The 18,824-nt window shown below is 72.7% G+C and carries 16 protein-coding genes; 11 read left to right on the plus strand and 5 right to left on the minus strand.

Annotation, left to right across the window (positions count from 1 at the left end; genetic code table 11):
- Nucleotides 1-98: 98 nt before the first annotated feature.
- The gene (locus ACH4UK_RS22290) at nucleotides 99-1,307 is read left to right on the plus strand and encodes an esterase/lipase family protein (protein WP_398358784.1); all 1,209 of its coding nucleotides are present in this window, start codon (nucleotides 99-101) and stop codon (nucleotides 1,305-1,307) included.
- Nucleotides 1,308-1,396: 89 nt separating this feature from the next.
- Here ACH4UK_RS22290 and ACH4UK_RS22295 read toward each other — a convergent pair whose 3' ends face one another.
- A complete protein-coding gene (locus tag ACH4UK_RS22295) occupies nucleotides 1,397-2,836 on the minus strand; it encodes a hypothetical protein (protein WP_398358786.1) in 1,440 nt (479 codons plus the stop codon).
- Between the two features lie 218 nt (nucleotides 2,837-3,054).
- On the opposite strand from ACH4UK_RS22295, the gene ACH4UK_RS22300 reads away from it, so the two are divergent.
- Nucleotides 3,055-4,326 carry a molybdopterin-dependent oxidoreductase gene (locus tag ACH4UK_RS22300; RefSeq protein WP_398358788.1) on the plus strand — a complete coding sequence of 424 codons (1,272 nt, stop codon included), beginning with the start codon at nucleotides 3,055-3,057 and terminating at the stop codon, nucleotides 4,324-4,326.
- Between the two features lie 391 nt (nucleotides 4,327-4,717).
- On the opposite strand, the gene ACH4UK_RS22305 is transcribed toward ACH4UK_RS22300, so the two are convergent.
- From ACH4UK_RS22305 to ACH4UK_RS22315, 3 genes are read right to left on the minus strand one after another with little or no spacing between them, the layout of a single operon-like run.
- Nucleotides 4,718-5,629 carry a class I SAM-dependent methyltransferase gene (locus ACH4UK_RS22305; RefSeq protein ID WP_398358789.1) on the minus strand — a complete coding sequence of 304 codons (912 nt, stop codon included), beginning with the start codon at nucleotides 5,627-5,629 and terminating at the stop codon, nucleotides 4,718-4,720.
- Nucleotides 5,626-6,303: a DUF2064 domain-containing protein gene (locus ACH4UK_RS22310; protein ID WP_398358791.1), complete on the minus strand. Its 678-nt coding sequence runs from the start codon at nucleotides 6,301-6,303 to the stop codon at nucleotides 5,626-5,628. The genes ACH4UK_RS22305 and ACH4UK_RS22310 overlap by 4 nt, the downstream gene beginning before the upstream one ends.
- The gene (locus tag ACH4UK_RS22315; RefSeq protein ID WP_398358793.1) at nucleotides 6,300-7,061 is read right to left on the minus strand and encodes a glycosyltransferase family 2 protein; all 762 of its coding nucleotides are present in this window, start codon (nucleotides 7,059-7,061) and stop codon (nucleotides 6,300-6,302) included. Before ACH4UK_RS22315 ends, ACH4UK_RS22310 begins: the two co-directional genes overlap by 4 nt.
- A 124-nt stretch (nucleotides 7,062-7,185) precedes the next feature.
- Here ACH4UK_RS22315 and ACH4UK_RS22320 point away from each other — a divergent pair, with 124 nt between their 5' ends.
- Both ACH4UK_RS22320 and ACH4UK_RS22325 read left to right on the plus strand, forming a co-directional pair.
- Nucleotides 7,186-7,959 carry a response regulator transcription factor gene (locus tag ACH4UK_RS22320; RefSeq protein ID WP_398358794.1) on the plus strand — a complete coding sequence of 258 codons (774 nt, stop codon included), beginning with the start codon at nucleotides 7,186-7,188 and terminating at the stop codon, nucleotides 7,957-7,959.
- Entirely contained in the window at nucleotides 7,956-9,062 is a 1,107-nt protein-coding gene (locus tag ACH4UK_RS22325; protein WP_398358796.1) for a sensor histidine kinase, read from the plus strand. Before ACH4UK_RS22320 ends, ACH4UK_RS22325 begins: the two co-directional genes overlap by 4 nt.
- Here the strand turns inward: ACH4UK_RS22325 and ACH4UK_RS22330 are convergent.
- The gene (locus tag ACH4UK_RS22330) at nucleotides 9,043-10,140 is read right to left on the minus strand and encodes an NAD-dependent epimerase/dehydratase family protein (RefSeq protein ID WP_398358798.1); all 1,098 of its coding nucleotides are present in this window, start codon (nucleotides 10,138-10,140) and stop codon (nucleotides 9,043-9,045) included. The two genes, ACH4UK_RS22325 and ACH4UK_RS22330, sit on opposite strands and share 20 nt — an antisense overlap.
- Before the next feature lie 190 nt (nucleotides 10,141-10,330).
- On the opposite strand from ACH4UK_RS22330, the gene ACH4UK_RS22335 reads away from it, so the two are divergent.
- The 7 genes from ACH4UK_RS22335 to ACH4UK_RS22365 all read left to right on the plus strand — a co-directional run bounded on the left by ACH4UK_RS22335 (nucleotide 10,331) and on the right by ACH4UK_RS22365 (nucleotide 18,772).
- Entirely contained in the window at nucleotides 10,331-10,954 is a 624-nt protein-coding gene (locus ACH4UK_RS22335; RefSeq protein ID WP_398358800.1) for a hypothetical protein, read from the plus strand.
- Nucleotides 10,955-11,170: 216 nt separating this feature from the next.
- On the plus strand, nucleotides 11,171-12,523 hold the full coding sequence (locus ACH4UK_RS22340) for a lysine N(6)-hydroxylase/L-ornithine N(5)-oxygenase family protein (protein ID WP_398358802.1): 1,353 nt from the start codon (nucleotides 11,171-11,173) through the stop codon (nucleotides 12,521-12,523).
- A gap of 108 nt (nucleotides 12,524-12,631) precedes the next feature.
- Nucleotides 12,632-13,690: a FecCD family ABC transporter permease gene (locus tag ACH4UK_RS22345; protein ID WP_398358804.1), complete on the plus strand. Its 1,059-nt coding sequence runs from the start codon at nucleotides 12,632-12,634 to the stop codon at nucleotides 13,688-13,690.
- A 38-nt stretch (nucleotides 13,691-13,728) separates the two neighbouring features.
- The gene (locus ACH4UK_RS22350; protein WP_398359243.1) at nucleotides 13,729-14,790 is read left to right on the plus strand and encodes a FecCD family ABC transporter permease; all 1,062 of its coding nucleotides are present in this window, start codon (nucleotides 13,729-13,731) and stop codon (nucleotides 14,788-14,790) included.
- Nucleotides 14,791-14,829: 39 nt separating this feature from the next.
- Nucleotides 14,830-15,672 carry an ABC transporter ATP-binding protein gene (locus ACH4UK_RS22355; RefSeq protein ID WP_398358806.1) on the plus strand — a complete coding sequence of 281 codons (843 nt, stop codon included), beginning with the start codon at nucleotides 14,830-14,832 and terminating at the stop codon, nucleotides 15,670-15,672.
- Nucleotides 15,673-15,884: 212 nt separating this feature from the next.
- Entirely contained in the window at nucleotides 15,885-16,937 is a 1,053-nt protein-coding gene (locus ACH4UK_RS22360; RefSeq protein WP_398358808.1) for an iron-siderophore ABC transporter substrate-binding protein, read from the plus strand.
- 47 nt (nucleotides 16,938-16,984) lie between these two features.
- Nucleotides 16,985-18,772 carry an ABC transporter ATP-binding protein gene (locus ACH4UK_RS22365; protein WP_398358810.1) on the plus strand — a complete coding sequence of 596 codons (1,788 nt, stop codon included), beginning with the start codon at nucleotides 16,985-16,987 and terminating at the stop codon, nucleotides 18,770-18,772.
- Nucleotides 18,773-18,824 lie beyond the last annotated feature (52 nt).

Genomic DNA, 18,824 nt, shown 5'->3' on the forward strand with positions numbered 1-18,824 from the left:
TCCGATCTGGTGAAAACCGCAGATCAGGGCTTTGATGCACCCAGATTGCCCACCAGGATGAGGTCGCCCAGCCCACCCCTCACTCCAGGAGTACGACCATGTCCTCGACGACCGAGCCCAACGTCGGTTCGTTCACCCTCGGTGGTCTGCCGACCGCCGAACCCGCCGGGCCGATCGAGGTGCCCGAGCACGAAGAGTGGACCCTGCCGAACGGCTTCGCGTGGGTCTTTCCCGGCGAGGGCAACCGCGACGGCCTCGTCCGGCCCGTGATCATGGCCGATGGCTTCAACCTCGGCCGGAGCAAGCTCGAGGTGCTCTACCAAGGGCTGGAGAAGGGCAGTTTCCCGTTCGTCACCGAGCTGCGCCGGCGCGGCAGGGATGTGATCCTCCTCGGCTTCGAGGAGCGCAGCGCCTCCATCCTGGACAACGCGGAAGCGGTGGTGGCCGCCGTCCTGCGGGCGTCCGCCGAGCAGTTGGGCGACGCACGTCTGGTCGTCGGCGGCTTCAGCATGGGAGGCATCGTCACCCGCTACGCACTCGCCAAGATGGAGACGCAGCGGATGGACCACCGGACCGCGCTGTACTTCTCCTACGACAGCCCGCACCGCGGCGCCTCCATCCCCGTCGGCGTGCAGGCCTTCGCCCACTTCATCCCGTTCCCGAACGACTTCGCGAAGCAGATGAACAGCCCGGCCGCGCGCCAGATGCTGTGGCAGCACTACGACAAGGACACCGAGAAGATCACGGTCGCCCCGGAGCGAACGGAGTTCCTGGCCGCCCTGGAACGGGTCGGCAACTGGCCGCAGATGCCGATGAAGATCGCCGTGGCCAACGGCCGTGCCGACGGCGTCGGGCTGCCGGACGTCACGCCCGGCGAGGTCGCGCTGCGGATCGACCGGATCTACCCGGGTACCACCTTCTACACCCAGGCCCAGGGCGACGACGTGACGGCCGCCTATCTGAACCGCAGGTTCCCCAAGGCCGACAAGACCGTCGCGACCAACGGCTTCCCGGAATCGGACGGCGCACCGGGCGGGACGCTGCACACGTACAAGATCCTCGCCGACGCGATGGAGAAGCTCGGCGGCAAGGCGGACCTGCGGCACGAGGACGTGTGCTTCGTCCCCTCGGTCAGCGCGGTCGCGATCCGCGACATCGAGAAGCAGGACGACCTGTACGCGAACATCGACCGGCTGAGCCAGGAGGAGAGCGAGGTGGACGACTTCCTCTGTTCGTCCACGACCACCGCGCACACCGCCGTCTCCGCAGAGCTGTGCACCTGGATCATGGACCGGCTCCCCGGCTGATCCCCGTCCCGCCCTTCGGGTGGGGGCCGCGGCTGCCGTCCGTTCGGACCTGCGGGCGGCAGCTTCACCGCGTCACCGTGGTGCGGGGCTCACCACCCCGTCCACAGCAGGTGGTTGATCAGCAGAGCCGGAACGGCCGACGCGACCAGCCAGTACCGCACTGCCCGGCGGGGCAGCAGCGCCGCGGCGGGCAGCAGCCACAGCAGGAAGGGCTGCCAGATGCGCTCGGTCTCCGCCTTGCTCATCCCGGAGAGGTCCGCGGCGAGCAGCGCCGCCAGCGCCGCCAGGACGAGCAACGCCAGCCGCCCCTCCGGGGAGGCCGGCGCGCGGCCTCTCCGCAGCGCCCGTACGGCCCCGGGCGCGGCCACCGCGCTCCGGCGCAGCCCGGCGAGGGCGGCCAGCCCGGCCGCGAGCGTCGCGCAGGCCAGGTTGGCCCAGACCCAGTAGCCGTACGGGCGGACGCCGCCCGCACCCTGGTAGTAGCGCTCGACCAACAGGTGGTAGGCGGTCCACCAGTTGAACCCGGCGAGCGTGAAGGCCACCGGGACCACCAGCGCGCCGAGCAGGAACAGCGGCACCGGGCGGGCGGTCCGGGCGAGCACCAGCACCGTCAGCAGGACCGCCGCCATCAGGCCCAGCCCGTAACTGAGGTAGCAGGTCCACCCGAACAGCAGACCCCCGCCGACCGCAGCCACGGCCGGGAAGCGGACCCGGCGGGTGGCGGCCAGCGCGAGCAACGCCACCGACCAGGCGGCCACGGCCGCGAAGTAGCCGTCGGCGGAGACGCCCGCCCAGACGGCGGCCGGGGCGAGGACGAGGAAGGGCGCGGCGCGCCGGGCCAGGCGCTCCTCGGCCAGCACGCGCACGGTGATCAGGGCGGCCAGCACCCCCGAACTGCCCACCACGACGCAGAAGACGGCCGCCCAGGCGCCGCCGCCGAGACCGATGCGGTCCAGCCACACGAAGGTCAGCGTCGCGCCCGGCGGGTGCCCGGCGATATGGGCGGGCCAGTTGCCGGGCTCGCCGATCACGATGTGGTTCGTGAAGTCGCGCAGGGTGGCGGGAATGTCCTCGAAGCGGTCGATGACCCGCAGGTATTCGTGCTTCGTGGTGAGCCGCTTCGCGATGCCACGGTGCCAGCCGTCGATCAGCGCCATCGAGAAGACCCAGGCCATGGACCCTGCCCAGGCCGCCGCCAGCAGTCCGCGCCAGGGCAGCCGGGCGGCGAGCGGCGGGCCGAGGGCGACCACCGCGGCCGCCATGATCAGGGCGGCCGGGGTGCCGGGACCCAGGTGCGGGTCCCAGGAGGCCAGCAGGGGCGGCCACTGGGCGCGCAGACTCCCGTCCCGGGCCTGGATGGCGTGGCCGATGACCACTGCGGCGGTGACCAGCAGCACGCCCGCGGCGGCGGCGACCAGGTCCAGCCGGTCCCCGCGCAGGGGGCGGGCGTCGGTGCGGTCCGGCGGCGCGGGCGGGCCGTGCCCCGTGCCGCCGACGGTGTCCGTGGGGGTGGCGTCCTCGGTCTTCACGTTGGCACGCTATGCACACCGGGCGGCTATCGGGCGGTACGGCAGGGCCGCGTCATCGAACCGTCAGATTCCCTCTCCGGGGTCCCTCCCGGTTCCTCTCCCGGCTGCGCCGGTCCCTCTCCGGGTTTCCTCCCCGGTCCTTCCACCGGCCGTGACGTCAGAATTTCGTCATGCGTCGCATCCGCCCGGCGGCGGTGTTCCCGCCTAGCGTCTGCCTCATGCCCGAACGCCGTCGGATCCCTGCCCTCCCCGACTCCCTCCGCTCCCTGCGCACACCCGCCGACCCAGGATTCTGGCGCAGCCCCGTGCGCGGCGTGCGCTTCACCGCCGTGCTCGGCGTCGTCCTGCTCGCCGGGCTCACACTGCTGTTCGTCACCGGTCTGCTCTCGTACGCCGCCTACAACCCGGACCTGAACCGGGTCAACGACAAGACCCCGGGCAAGGGATGGCTCGGCTTCTATCTGTTCCCCTGGCCGACCGGCCCGCACTGGCTCTACCGGCTGACGCAGGGCCTGCACGTCACCGTCGGCATCGTGCTCGTGCCCGTCCTGCTCGCCAAGCTCTGGTCGGTGATCCCCCGGCTCTTCGCGCTGCCGCCCGCCCGTTCCGCGGCCCACGCCCTGGAGCGGATCTCGCTGCTGCTGCTCGTGGGCGGGGCGCTGTTCGAGTTCCTCACCGGACTGCTCAACATCCAGCTGGACTACCTCTTTCCCGGGTCCTTCTACACCCTGCACTTCTACGGGGCCTGGGTCTTCCTCGCCGGATTCATCACCCATGCGGCCCTCAAGACGCCGCAGGCCGTACGGGTGTTGCGGAGCGGCATCCCGCGCGGCGGCCCGGACCCCCTCGCCGCCCCCGACCCGCTGCCCGCCACCCTGTCCCGGCGTGGCGCGCTGGCCCTGGTGGGGGCGGGTTCGCTGCTTCTGCTGGTCACCTCGGCCGGCCGCAGCTTCGACGGGCCGCTGCGCCGGATCGCGCTGCTCACCCCGCGCGGCGGCACCGACCCGGGGCCCGGACCGAACGCCTTCCAGATCAACAAGACCGCCGCCGCCGTACGGATCACGCCCGCCGACACCGGTGAGCGCTGGCGGCTGACCGTACGGGGCCCGGCCGGGGAGTTCCGCTTCTCCCGGGCCGAACTGCTGGCCATGGAACAGCACGGTGCGGCGCTGCCGATCGCCTGCGTGGAGGGCTGGTCCACCTCGGACCAGCAGTGGCGCGGAGTACGGCTCCGCGACCTGGCCGCGCTCGCCGGATATCCGGACCGGCCGCCGGGCGTGTTCGTGGAGTCGCTCCAGCGCAGCGGCTCCTTCCGCCTGGCCGCGCTGCGCGACAACCAGGTCCGCGACGGCCGTTCGCTGCTCGCGCTGGAGGTGAACGGCGCGCCGCTGTCGCCCGACCACGGCTATCCCGCCCGGATCATCGTCCCCGCCGCGCCCGGGGTGCTGAACACCAAGTGGGTCGAGACCCTGACGTTCGGAGAGCTGTGATGTCCACCCGAGCCGTGCCGCCCGCCGACGCACCCCGTCGCTCGCGCTTCTCGCCGCGCCGGCTCTACGGCGAGGGCCCGCTCCACCTGCTCCTGCTCGCCGCCACGTTCTGCCTGGCCGGCTACGCGGGCGTACGGCTGCTGGACGGGGACACCGTCGGGGTGCTGCTCTGGTTCGCCGGGTCGGCCGTCCTGCACGACCTGGTGCTGCTGCCGGTGTACGCGGGGGCCGACCGGGCGCTGCGCGCCGCGCTCGGCCCCCGGACGGCGCTGGTGAACTTCGTCCGGGTGCCGGCGCTTCTCTCCGGTCTGCTCCTGCTGATCTGGTTCCCGCTGATCGCCCGGCGGACCGAACGGCGGTACGAGGCCGCCGCCGGCACCACCCCGGACGTCTACTGCGGCAACTGGCTGCTGATCACCGGCGCGCTGTTCGCGCTCTCCGCGCTCTGGCTGCTCGTCAGGGCGCTCCGCTCCGGTACGGGACGGCGCAGCGAGACGAACGTCCGTCCCTCCGCACCCCACTGATCAGCCGTACGCCAGCCGCACGCGCGGGCGTGCCGCAGCAGGGCCGGCGTCCCGATCCGCGCCCAGGGGAACGGCTCGGCGGCGTCGTCGTGTGCGGCGGCGGGGGCCGTCCTCCCGGCCGGTGCGCCCCGGCCGTCGTCGAGACGGACCCGGACCCGTTCGTCCACGTCGACGGGGGCGGTCTCGGCGATCAGCAGCCCGCCGGCGCCGAGCAGATCGGCCGCCCGGTCCAGCAGGGCGGCCGGGTCGCCCCCGATGCCGATGTTGCCGTCGAGAAGGAGGAGGGTGCCCCAACGGCCCTCCCCGGGCAGCGGGTCGAACACGCTGCGGAGCAGCGCCGCACCGCCCAGTCCGCGCGTGCGGGCCACCGCCGCCTCGCTGACGTCGATGCCCAGCGCCCGGTGCCCGAGCGAGGCCAGCTCGGCGACCAGCCGCCCCGGCCCGCAGCCGATGTCCAGCACCGGCCCCTCGCACCGGTGCAGGGCGGACAGGTCGGCGGAGCCCGCGCCGGAGCACCAGCGCTCCACCTCCAGGGGCAGCAGCCAGCCGTCGCTCCGGCGGAGGAACAGCGGACCGCGGCCGGTGCGCAGGGCGTTGGCGTACGGGTCGGCGCCCCAGGGGGCGGCGCGGGTCGCGCCGGATCCGGTCGGCGGGTCGCACGGGTGCGTCCCGTTCCCGGCCGGGTCCCACGAGCCCTGCGGGTCCGGGACGTCGGCGGATTCGGGGGAGTCGGCGGGGGCCGGTGCGGCCGGCCCGGACGGGGGCAGGGTCGTACTCATCGCACCCCCGCCCCGGTCAGCCGGCCGAGCGCCGCGGCGAACCGGCCGCCGGGCGCGGCCGAGGCGACCCGGTGGGCGTCGGCCGCGGTGTCCACATCGACCAGGACCGGCAGATCGCGCACCGTGAGCCCCGCCTCCACCAGCCTGCGCCGCTGCACCGCACCGGTCTCCGGGACGGACATCGGCACCCCGCGCAGCAGGGCGGGATCCGGTTCCGCCAGGCCCAGGGCCCAGAATCCGCCGTCCTCGGCCGGACCGAACCAGGCCCCGGCGCCCTCCCAGGCGTCCGGGGCGAGAGCGGGGGCGAGCAGCGCGGCGGTGATCTGCGGGGTGTCCATGCCGACCAGGAGGGCCGGCCCCGTACATCCGCCGAAGGCCGCCGCGAGCCGCTCGTCGAGGCCGCCCGCGCTCTGGGGCGTCACCTCGAAGCCCGGCGGGACCCACGGGCCCGGCCGCCCGTCGAGGACCAGGACACGCCGCCGGGCGGGCAGGGCGAGCACGGCGTCCAGGGTGTCCGCGAGGGCCGCGGCGGCGAGCTCGGCGGCCTCGACGGGGGAGAAGGGCGGGCAGAGCCGGGTCTTGACCCGTCCGGCCACCGGTTCCTTGGCGATGACCAGGATCTCCGTGGGTCCCTGACCGCCCGTGGGACGGCCTCCGTCCCGGTACGTGTTCATCGGACGGCCTCCGTCTCCGGGCGCGCGGCCCGGCGGGCCCCGCGGTCCGCCGGCGGCTCCCGCAGGACGCCCCGCATATCGCTCACCGCCTGCCAGGTCCCGCGCCAGGTGCCGGTCACCTTCGACTTCCCGGTGCGCGGCCGGTAGGGGACGTCGCTCTCGGCCACCCGCAGCCCGGCGTCCGAGGCCCGGACGACCATCTGGAGCGGATAGCCGCTGCGCCGGTCGGTGAGGTCCAGGGCGAGCAGATCGCTCCGGCGGGCCGCCCGCAGCGGGCCGAGGTCGTGCAGGCGCAGACCGGTGCGGCGGCGCAGCATCCGGGCCAGGGCGAGATTGCCGGCGCGCGCGTGCGCCGGCCAGGCGCCCCGGCCCTCGGGGCGGCGGCGGCCCAGCAGCAGATCGCACTCGCCGTCCGCGATCCGCCGCACGAATCCGGCCAGCAGCCCGGGGTCCAGTGAGCCGTCGCAGTCGCAGAAGCAGACGAACTCGGCCTCGGCGGCGAGCAGCCCGGCGTGGCAGGCCGCGCCGAACCCCCGGCGTTCCTCCGTGACGACGTGTGCGCCGAGGGACCGGGCGATTTCGGCCGAACCGTCGGTCGAGCCGTTGTCGACCACGATCGCGCGCCAGCCGTCGGGGATGCGATCGAGCACCCAGGGCAGTGCGGCCGCCTCGTCGAGGCAGGGCAGAACGATGTCGGCCTCGGGGAGGCCGGAGTGCGGAGCGGGCGGTTGCGGGGGAGTGGCAGAAGAATCGGTCACCCGGATCACCCTACGGAGGCAACTCCGACATTTAGGTCATCAGGTTCTTACGAAACATGGACATCGGCCGGATGGGGGTCCGCCGGACCCCGGACCGCCGGAAGCGGGTGCCACAGTGGAGGCCATGGAGAACACCCCGCCCGCCCGGCACCCGGCGTCCGTTCCGCAGGGGGTGCGCGGTCGGGTCCTCGTCGTGGACGACGACCCGACCGTCGCCGAGGTCGTCGTCGGCTATCTGCACCGCGCCGGTTACGCCGTCGAACAGGCCGCTGACGGGCCCGCCGCGCTGAGCCGGTTTGCGGCGCACCGGCCCGACCTCGTCGTCCTGGACCTGATGCTCCCGGCCATGGACGGGTTCGAGGTCTGCCGCCGGATGCGCGAGCAGGGGCCGGTCCCGGTCATCATGCTCACCGCCCGCGGCGACGAGGAGGACCGCATCCTCGGCCTGGAGACCGGCGCCGACGACTACGTCACCAAGCCGTTCAGCCCGCGGGAGCTGGTCCTGCGCGTCGATTCCGTACTGCGCCGCGCCCGGACCGCCGTCCCGGCGGCCGAGGCCGGACCGCTGTCCGGCGGCGGGCTGAGCCTCGATCCGGTGGCCCGGCAGGCCTACCGCGACGGCCGCGGACTGGCCCTGACACTCCGGGAGTTCGACCTGCTCGCCTTCCTTCTCCGGCACCCCGGAAAGGCGTTCGGGCGGGATGAGCTGATGCGGGAGGTCTGGGGCTGGGACTTCGGCGACCTCTCGACGGTCACCGTCCACATCCGCAGGCTGCGCGGCAAGGTCGAGACGGATCCGGCCCGTCCCCGGCTGATCCGCACCGTGTGGGGTGTGGGGTACCGCCTGGACCTGGACGCGGACGCGCCCACCCCCCTCGTCGGGGACCGGTCGCGGTGACCGACGTCCTGCTCATCGCGCTCTTCGCGTTCCTGGGGGCGGCGGCCGCCGGGCTCCTCGGCGCGTGCGTCCTGCGCCTCCTGCGCCACCGTTCGCTGGTGGTCTCGCTGACCGTCGTCGCCGGAGTGGCCGTCACGGCGATGCTCGCCGGGACGCTGACGGTCGCCTGGGCGATGTTCCTCTCGCCCCACGATCTCTACGTCGTCACGACCGTCGTCGCCATGGCCGCCCTGATCTCCCTGGCCACCGCCGTCCTGCTGGGCCGCTGGGTGGCCGACCGCAGTCACGAACTGACCCTGGCCACAAGGTCGTTCGGCGACGGCGGAACCTTTGCCGCGCCCCTCGGGCAGCCCACCGCCGAGCTGGCCGCGCTCGCCCGTGAACTGGCCGCCACCAGCGCCAAGCTGGATAGCTCGCGGGAGCGGGAACGCGCCCTGGAGGCCTCGCGGCGCGAACTCGTCGCCTGGATCTCGCACGATCTGCGCACCCCGCTCGCCGGGCTGCGGGCGATGGCCGAGGCGCTGGAGGACGGCATGGCCGTGGACTCCGGGCGCTATCTGCGGCAGATAAGGACCGAGGTCGAGCGGATGAACGCGATGGTCGGCGACCTCTTCGAACTCTCCCGGATCCAGGCCGGTTCGCTCAGCCTGGCGCCGGCCCGGATCTCCCTCTACGACCTGGTCGGCGACGCGCTGGCCGGCGTGGACCCGCTGGCCCGTGAGCACGGGGTGCGGCTGGTCGGCGACCGGATCGACGAGGTGCCGGTGGAGGTCGACGGCAAGGAGATGAGCCGGGTGCTGGGCAACCTCCTGATCAACGCCATCCGCCGCACCCCGCCCGACGGCACGGTGGCCGTCGCCGCGCACCGGTCGGACGGCGGCGTCGTGCTGTCGGTGACCGACGGCTGCGGCGGAATCCCGGAGGAGGACCTGCCCCGGGTCTTCGACACCGGCTGGCGCGGCAGCCATGCCCGTACCCCACCGGCCGGGGCCGGCCTCGGACTCGCCATCGTGCGCGGCATCGTCGAGGCGCACGCCGGACGGGCCGAGGTCCGCAACGTCCAGGGCGGCTGCTGCTTCTCGGTCACGCTCCCGACAGCGTGACGGCACTCTCCTCCCGGAGGCCCCGCGAACCGCGCAAGGGGGCCGCCGCGAAGTCCCCCATCCCCTGGGCGAAGGAGACCCGGGGTCGCCAGCCCAGCTCCTCGCGCAGCGCCCGCGAGTCCGCCGTGACATGGCGTACGTCGCCGAGGCGGTACTCCCCGGTCACCACCGGGTCCGGCCCGCCGTGCGCGCCGGCCAGCGCGGCGGCCATCTCGCCGATGGTGTGCGGCTCGCCGCTGCCGGTGTTGTACGCGGCGAAGGACGAGGGCCGCCGCTCCCGTACCGCCTCCAGCGCCACCGCGTTCGCCGCCGCCACATCGTGGACGTGGACGAAGTCGCGCCGCTGGCCCCCGTCCTCGTAGACCCGGGGGGCCTCACCGCGTGCCAGGGCGGAGCGGAAGAACGAGGCGACACCGGCGTACGGGGTGTCGCGCGGCATCCCCGGCCCGTAGACGTTGTGGTAGCGCAGGGACACCGCCCGGCCGCCCGTCGCCCGCGCCCACGCGGCGGCCAGGTGCTCCTGGGCCAGCTTGGTCGACGCGTACACGTTGCGCGGGTCCGCGGGCGCGTCCTCGGCCACCAGGCCGGGCGTCAGCTCCGTTCCGCAGTCCGGGCAGCGCGGCTCGAAGCCGCCCGCCCGCAGATCGGCCTCCGCGCGCGGCCCGGGGCGGACCGTGCCGTGGCGCGGGCAGTCGTAGCGACCCTCGCCGTAGACCACCATCGACCCGGCCAGCACCAGGTCCCGCACCCCGGCCGCGGCCATCTCCGCCAGCAGCACCGCCGTACCGAGGTCGTTGCACCCCACGTACAGCGGGGCGTCCGCGAAGTCCTTGCCGAGGCCGACCATGGCCGCCTGGTGGCACACGGCGTCCACCCCGGCCAGGGCGTCCGCCACCGCCTCCCGGTCCCGGACGTCTCCGACGACCACCCGGTCGCCCGGCGGCTGCGGGGGAGTGGCGCCGGGGTGGGCCGAGGGCAGCAGGGCGTCCAGCACCACGCTCTCGTGCCCGGCCGCGGCGAGGGCGGCGACGACATGTGACCCGATGAAACCGGCTCCGCCGGTGACCAGTACGCGCATGACCGCCACGCTAGGGCCCGGTGGCGCGCGGGGCGGGGTGCGGCGCGCGCACGTCACGGGACCGTAAGAACGGGGCCGGCCCTGCCGGGACCTCGTGGGGTTCGTGACCTCCCGGAGGGACCCGCCGCCGGACGCCACCCCATATGGTTGTAACTTGAACAACTTTTGCGTGAGGGAAGGCGGCGGACCAGTGGGCGATCGGTCGGCGGGCGAAACGGCGGGCGACGCGGCGGACGGCATGACGGGCGGGCGGCCGGAGGCCTGGGCCGAGGCCGTGGTGGCCGGACTCGATGCCGCGAAGGCCGCGGAGCGCGCCCTGGCGGACGCCCTGCGGCCGGCCATGTCCCTGAAGGAGGAGAAGGCGCAACGACGGGCCGAGGCGGTCCGGGCGGCGGCCATGGGGCTGGGCGCCGCGGGCTGCGCTTCCGCCGCGGGCGTCTCCGAGCGCCTGCTCGCATCCTGGCGCGCCGAGGACCCGGTCTTCGACGCCGCCCTGTCGGCGGCCAGGTCGTTGGCGCATGTGCACGACGTGGTGCCGGACGTCGCCGCCAACCCCGCGGTGCTCAGGGTGGCGCTGGACGCCATTCTGGCCGGCGTGCCGTTCATCGCGGCCGGCGCCCTGGTGGGGGTCAAGCGGGACGCCTTCTACCGTCTGAGGCGAGGCAACCCCCGGCTCGGCGCGCTGTTCGGCGCGGCGCAGAACGTGCGCCGCCGGAGCGTGTCGCCGGGCCGGAAGAGGAAGACGGAGCTCAAGGGATACCGGCTGGTCCGGCTCGACGCGGCGGAGCCCCCGCGCGCCGACCCTGTCGCCTGAGCGGTGAAACACGTCTCACTCGGGGCGGCAACGGTGCGCGGTTGAGCCTCATTTGACGGAATATCATCATGACGTCACCCCATTTGCCCTATCGACAAGGCGGGTTGGTCAGCTTAGGCTCACCTAAGTTCAGGTGGGCGGTTCCGTCTGCGTGCCCACCTTCCGCGCCCTTCCCCTCACGCCTGACAGGCGGCTTTCCCAGACGATGGGAGTGACATGTCACAGGTTCTTCCTGGCGACACACCACTGGTCCACGACCTCATCGGCATCGGCTTCGGCCCGTCCAATGTGGCCATGGCGATCGCACTCAGCGAGCACAACAGCAAAGTCGGCAGGCAGGATTCGGTCACCGCCCACTTCTTCGAGCAGCAGTCGAGCTTCGGCTGGCACCGCGGCATGCTCATCGACGACGCCACCATGCAGGTGTCCTTCCTCAAGGACCTGGTGACGCTGCGGAACCCGGCCAGCGAATTCAGCTTCCTCTGCTACCTGCAGAGCAAGGGCCGGCTGATCGACTTCATCAACCACAAGAACCTCTTCCCGCTGCGGGTGGAGTTCCACGACTACTTCGAGTGGGCCGCGGCCAAGGTCGACGACCTGGTCTCCTACGGCCACGAGGTCGTCGCCGTCACGCCGTACGTCCACGACGGCACCGTGGAGTACCTGGACGTGACCGTCCGGTCCGCGGAGGGTCTCGCGGTCCACCGGGCCCGCAACCTCGTCATCGGGACCGGCCTGCGCCCCCTCATGCCGGAGGGCGTGGAACGCGGCGACCGGGTCTGGCACAACTCCGACCTGCTGCGGAAGGTCGACGCCCTGGAGAGCGCCTCGCCCTCTCCCTCGCGGTTCGTCGTCGTCGGCGCCGGTCAGAGCGCCGCCGAGAACGTCGCCTACCTGCACCGCCGCTTCCCGGACGCCGAGGTCTGCGCGGTCTTCTCCCGCTACGGCTACAGCCCCGCCGACGACAGCAGCTTCGCCAACCGGATCTTCGACCCCGACGCGGTCGACGACTACTTCGCCGCCCCCGAGGACGTCAAGAGCCGTCTGATGGCCTACCACGGCAACACCAACTACTCCGTGGTGGACATCGACCTGATCGACGATCTCTACCGGCAGATGTACCGGGAGAAGGTCCTCGGCACCGAACGGCTGCGCTTCCTCAACGTGTCCCGGGTCACCGGAGTGGCGGAGAAGCCCGACAGCGTTCGCGCCACGGTGAAATCCCTGGTGACCGACGAGGAGTCCGAACTGGACGCCGACGTCGTGGTGTTCGCCACCGGATACAGCCCCGCCGACCCGCTCGGCCTCCTCGGCGACGTCGGGGAGCGCTGCCTGCGCGACGACGCGGGCCGCGTCCGCGTGGAGCGCGACTACCGGATCGCGACCGACCCCGGTCTGCGCTGCGGCATCTACCTCCAGGGCGGTACGGAGCACACGCACGGCATCACCACGTCGCTGCTCTCCAACACCGCGATACGGGTCGGCGAGATCCTCGACTCGCTGCTCGACCGCCGGGTCAAGTCCACCTCCGACGCGTCCGGTCCGGTCACCGAGGGCGCCGGCCGCTGACGCGCCGGGCACCGCCGGCACGCCGTGGATACGGCGCCCGGCCCACCCGGTGACCTGCCGGGCGGGCCGGGCGCAGCCGTTCTGATCAAAGGGATATCGTTCGTCGACATGTTCACGACTGCAGTGGAGCGCCCCGCGCCCGGGGGGACGACGGACACCCGCAGACGGCGGGTCGTGGGGCTGGGCGTCCTCACGGTGACTCTGGTGATCGCGGCAACGGTGTCGTTGGCCGTCGGGGCGCGCGCGCTCAGCCCCGGCGAGGTCTGGCACGGGTTGTTCGCCGAGCCCGAGCCCGACCAGAAGCTCACCGAGATCCGGCTCATCGTGCAGACCGTGCGCGTGCCCCGGACGGTCCTCGCGATCGTGGCGGGCCTGGCCCTGGGGGTCGGCGGTGCGCTGATCCAGGGGTACACACGCAACCCCATCGCCGACACGGGGCTGCTGGGGGTGAACGCCGGAGCCTCCTTCGCCGTGGTGTCGGTCATCGCCGTGTTCGGGTTCACCAACCCCTTCCAGTACGTCTGGTTCGCCTTCGCGGGCGCGGGCATCGCCGGCGTCGTCGTCTTCGGCCTGGCGAGCATCGGCAGGGGAGCGGGCAACCCGCTGACCCTCGCCCTGGCCGGGCAGGGCATCACGGTGTTCCTCGCGGCGATGACCACGGCGGTGGCGCTGTCCGACCAGAAGTCGCTGAACGCGCTGCGGTTCTGGAACGCGGGCTCCGTGGCGGGCGTCGGATTCGACGTCATCTGGCCGGTGACGGGGTTCATCGCCGTCGGACTGGTCCTGGCCCTGATCACCCTGCCGGCCCTGAACCTGCTCAACCTGGGCGACGACGTGGCGCGCGGGCTGGGAGTGAACATCGCGGCGAGCCGGACGATCGGCATCGTCGCCATCACCCTGCTGGCGGGGGCCGCCACGGCGGCCTGCGGCCCCATCGCCTTCCTCGGGCTCATGGTGGCCCACGTGGCCCGCTATCTGACCGGCCCCGACTACCGCTGGCTGGTGCCGTACGCGGGTCTGCTCGGATCCGGCGTCCTGCTGGTCTGCGACATCGCGGGCCGCCTGGTCGTGCGGCCGGGCGAGTTGGAGTCGGGTGTCGTGGTCGCCCTCCTCGGGGCCCCCTTCTTCGCGGTACTGGTGTGGCGAGGAAAGTTCAGGAGCGCATGAGGCAGGTTCACGAGCGCATGAAGGAAGCCCCGGAGTCCATGGACGGGACCGAAGTGAAGGCGTCGGTGGCGCCGGGCGTGCGGATCGGCCGGGTGTCGTTCGTCTGGCGGCCCCTGCTCGTGCTGGTCACGCTGGTGCTCGCGGCGGCGGCCTTCCTGGTCTTCTGCCTCTCCATCAGCATCGGGGACTTCCCCATCGGTCTCTCCCGGGTCATCGCCACCCTCCTCGGCCGGGGCGAACAGGTCGACGAGTTCGTGGTGATGGACCTCCGGATGCCCCGGGCGCTGGCCGGTCTCATCGTGGGCATCGCCCTGGGCATGTCCGGGGCCATCACCCAGTCCGTGGCGCGCAATCCGCTCGCCAGTCCGGACATCCTCGGGATCACCGGCGGAGCCAGCGCCGTCGCGGTGTTCCTGGTGACGGCGACGGGCGGCACGGCCGCGGCGATCACCGGCTCGATCGGGCTGTCGGCGGCGGCCCTCGCGGGCGGTCTCGGCACCGGACTGCTGGTGTACTTCCTGGCCTGGCGGCGCGGCGTCGACGGCTTCCGGCTCATCCTCATCGGCATCTCGGTGACCGCCATGATGCAGGCGATCACGACCTGGCTGCTGGTCTCGGCCGACATCAGGGATGTGGCGCGCGCCCAGGTATGGCTGGTCGGCTCGCTGGACAACCGGTCCTGGGACGAGGTCCGGGTGGCGTTCTGGTGCACCCTGGTCCTGCTGGCCGTCGTGGCCACCGTGGCCTTCCCGTTCAAGCCGATGCACCTCGGCGACGACGTCGCCGCCGGGCTGGGCGTGCGGTTCGGCCGGGTGCGGGCCGTCCTGCTGCTCTGCGCCGTCCTGCTGGCCGCGGTGGGGGTGAGCGCGGCGGGGCCGGTCCCCTTCGTCGCGCTGGTGGCGCCCCAGGTGGCGATGCGCCTGGCGAGGTGGCCGACGCCGCCGGTCATCGCCTCCGGCCTGGTGGGCGCGCTGCTGCTGATCGGCTCGGACCTGGTCGCCCGCGCGGTGCTGCCGATCGGTCTGCCGGTCGGCGTGGTCACCGCCGTGATCGGCGGACCGTTCCTGGTCTACCTGTTGGTACGGGCGAACCTCCGGTAGATGGTATGAAGTAAGGCGAACCTCAGTAAGGGGGGGCTTGTGGCCGCTCAGTTCACCGCCCGGCCCGATGCCGGCGTCAAGGACGTCGCTCGGCTGGCAGCCAGGGGCATCACCGTCGGATACGGCGGCCGGCCGGTCATCGACGAGCTCGACGTGGCGATCCCGCCCGGGGTGATCACCACCATCATCGGACCCAACGGCTGCGGGAAGTCCACCCTGTTGCGCACCCTGACCCGCCTCCTCAAGCCGGCCGGCGGCACCGTCGTGCTGGACGGCGAGGACATCGGCAGGCTCCGGACCAGGGACGTGGCGAAGAAGCTCGGGCTGCTGCCGCAGGCGCCGGTCGCCCCGGAAGGGCTGACGGTCGCCGACCTGGTCGCCCGCGGCCGCCATCCGCACCAGAGCTGGCTGCGGCAGTGGTCCTCGGACGACGCCGACGTGGTGCGGCGCGCGCTGGCCATGACCGGGGTGGCGGACCTGGCCGACCGGCCCGTCGACTCGCTCTCGGGCGGACAGCGCCAGCGCGTGTGGATATCGATGACGCTCGCTCAGGGCACCGACCTGCTGCTGCTGGACGAGCCGACCACCTATCTGGACCTGGCGCACGCCATCGACGTACTCGACCTGGTCGACGATCTGCACGAGTCGGGCTGCACCGTCGTCATGGTGCTGCACGACCTCAATCTGGCCACGCGCTACAGCGACAACCTCGTCGTCATGCGGGCCGGGGCCATTCTGGCGCAGGGCCATCCGCGGGACGTGATCACCGCCGAGCTGCTGCGGGAGGCGTTCGGACTGCGGGCCCAGGTGATCGAGGACCCGGTGGGGGACCGGCCGCTCATCGTGCCGATCGGCAGGGCGCACGTCCGACCCGGTCCCTAGGCCCGGCAGGCCGCCCGACCCGATGCCGTACGACCGTTCCTTGACGGGTCGTCGGCCGGATCCGACGGACCCCGGTACCCCGACGGAGTCCAACTCATCCTGACCAGTGGAAAGTTAGTTGGTTAGGCTAGGCTGACCTCACTTGGTCGGGGTACAGTCTGGCTGCCCTCATACCGGGGCGCAGTGGACAGCGCGAAAGCAAGGGATTCCGGATGTCTCTCCATAGAACGACGCTTGTGAAGCCGTGGCAGCGGCTGGCCGCGGCCGTGTCCGCAGCCACCCTCGGCGTCGGTCTCCTCGCGGGATGCGGTAGCGACTCGGCGGACGAGAAGAAGAGCGACGACGCCCCGGCCGCGGCCGCGGGCGCGTTCCCGGTCACCGTGGAGCACGCGTTCGGATCCACCGAGGTCGCCAAGGCCCCCGAGCGGGTCGTCACCGTCGGCTACACCGACGACCAGGCCGTCCTCGCGTTCGGCATCAAGCCGGTCGGCATGGTCGACCAGTACCCGAACCCGACCGGTCAGACGCCCGACATCAACACGCAGTGGCCCTGGGTGAAGGACCAGTGGGGCGACACCCGCCCCGAAGTCGTCATGAAGAACGGCGACGCCGGTCCCAACTTCGAGAAGATCGCCTCGCTGCGCCCGGACCTGATCATCGCGGTCTACTCCGAGGTCGACAAGGCCGCCTACGACAAGCTCTCCAAGATCGCCCCGACCGTCGGCCGGACCAAGGGCGAGAAGGAACTCTTCAGCGCCCCGTGGCAGGACAACGCCACGCACATCGCCAAGGCGCTCGGCAAGGAGAAGGAGGGCGCCGAACTGGTGAAGGGCATCCAGGGCAAGCTGGACGCCGCCAAGAAGGCCCACCCCGAGTTCGGCGGGCAGAACGCCGTCGCGCTGTCCTGGTACAAGGACTCGATCTCGGCCTTCACCTCCACCGACGTGCGCGGCCGGCTCATCACCGGCACCGGATTCACCTACCAGACCGAGATCGACAAGATCGCGGACGGTGGCTTCTCCGCCGAGCTCTCGCCCGAGCGCATCGACCTGATCGACGTCGACCGCATCTTCGTCATCAACGACAAGGCCGACACGGACGCGCTCAAGAAGTTCGAACTGTTCAACAACCTGCCCGCCGTCAAGAAGGGCAAGGTCTCCTACCTCCTGGACAGCGAGGGCCCGGCGATCGGCGCGGCGATGTCCCAGGGCACCCTGCTCTCCCTGCCGTACGCGATCGACGAGCTCGTCGAGTCGGTCAAGTAGAAGATGACGACCCGCCACCCCCTTCCCCGGCGAGATTCGAGCTCCGCGTGAGTGCCGTCGACACCCCCGTCGCCCCGGCGGCCCTGCGCACGGCGACCGGAGGCGAGGCCGCCCGGTGGGTGACCGCGCACTGCCGGCGGACGCCGTGGCTGACGGCCTCCACCGTCCTCACCACGGTGGCCGGGGCCGCGCTCCAAGTGGTCCCGGTGCTGCTGCTCGGCCGGGTCGTCGACGGGGTGGTCGGGGGCCAATCGCGCTCGATACTGCTCACGGTCGGGGTGCTGATGGTGGCCGCCGCGCTGTTCGGCGCGGCGGCCACCGCGGCCTCCACCTTCCTGATCGGGAAGCTCGGGGCCGAACTGCTCGCCCGGCTCCGCGAGGAAGCCGTCCGCGCCGTGCTCGGGATGCCCAGCGCACGCGTCGAGGAGGTCGGCCGGGGGGATGTGCTGTCCCGCGTCGGCGACGACGTGGCCGTCCTGTCCAAGGGCATCCGGACGGCCATCCCCACGGTGTTCTCGGCGGGCGTCCTGGTCGCCATCGCGACGGTCGGCATGTTCGGCCTCGACTGGCGGCTCGGCCTGGCCGGAGCCTGCGCCCTGCCCGCCTACGCGCTGGCGCTGCGCTGGTACCTGCCCCGGTCCGCGCCGCTCTACCGCAGGCAGCGGGTGGCCCAGGCCGACCGCGCCCAGGCGCTGATCAGCGGACTGAACGGCATCGACACGGTCCGGGCCTACCGCCTGGAGGAGTCCGTACGCGAGAAGGTCACCGACGAGTCGTGGCGGGTGCGCAACCTCGGCGTCGAGGTCTTCCGCTTCTTCGGGCGGTTCGTCGGGCGGGAGAACCGGGCCGAGTTCATCGGACTCGTCCTGATCCTGGTCGTCGGATACGCCCTGCTGGAGGCGGATGCCGCCACCCTGGGCGAAGTGTCGGCCGCCCCGCTGATGTTCCACCGCCTGTTCACCCCGCTGGGCGCCATCATGTTCACCTTCGACGAGGCGCAGAAGTCGGGCGCGAGCCTGACCCGCCTGGTCGGCGTGTTCTCGGAGCCCTCCGAGCAGCGGCTGGTGGGCGACGGGTCCGTCGCCACCGCCGACATCGCGCCCTACCCGGTCACGGTGGAGGGGCTGACCTTCAGCTACCCCGGGGCGGACGAACCGGTGCTGCGGGAGGTGTCCCTGTCCATCCCGGCCGGCGGTTCGCTCGCCCTGGTCGGGGCGACCGGCGCCGGCAAGTCGACCCTGGCCGCGCTCATCGCCGGCATCGGGCGACCGCAGGCCGGATCGGTGCGCATCGGGACGCACGACCTCGCGGACATGGACGAGGCCGGGGCACGCGCCCTGGTGAGCATCCTGACCCAGGAGACCCATGTGTTCTCCGGTCCGCTCGCCGACGACCTGCGGCTCGCCGCACCCGGGGCGAGCGACGAGGAGCTGATGGACGCGCTGCGTACGGTCGGCGCCGGGGGATGGGCCGAACTGCTCCCCGACGGTCTCGACGCCATGGTCGGCGAGGGCGGCGAGCGCCTGGACGTCACCAAGGTCGCCCAGATCGCCCTGGCCCGGCTGTTGCTCGGCCGGTCACCGGTGGTCGTGCTCGACGAGTCGACCGCGGAGGCGGGCAGCGAGGGCGCCGCCGAGCTGGAACGCGCCGTGCGGGCCGCCTGCTCCGGCCGGACCACGCTGTTCGTGGCCCACCGGCTGACCCAGGCGATGACCGCGGACCGGATCGCCGTGCTGGACGAGGGGCGCGTGGTGGAGGAAGGAACGCACAGCGAGCTGGTCGAGCTGGGCGGCCGGTACGCCCGGCTGTGGCGTGCGTGGCGAGAAGGCAGTTAGACACACCGGGCCAAGGCCAGGTCAACTCGCATACCTCGGAAGGATGCTGAGA

This window comes from Streptomyces sp. NPDC020884 (genome assembly GCF_044333935.1).
In the GTDB taxonomy this organism is placed as follows: Bacteria; Actinomycetota; Actinomycetes; order Streptomycetales; family Streptomycetaceae; genus Streptomyces.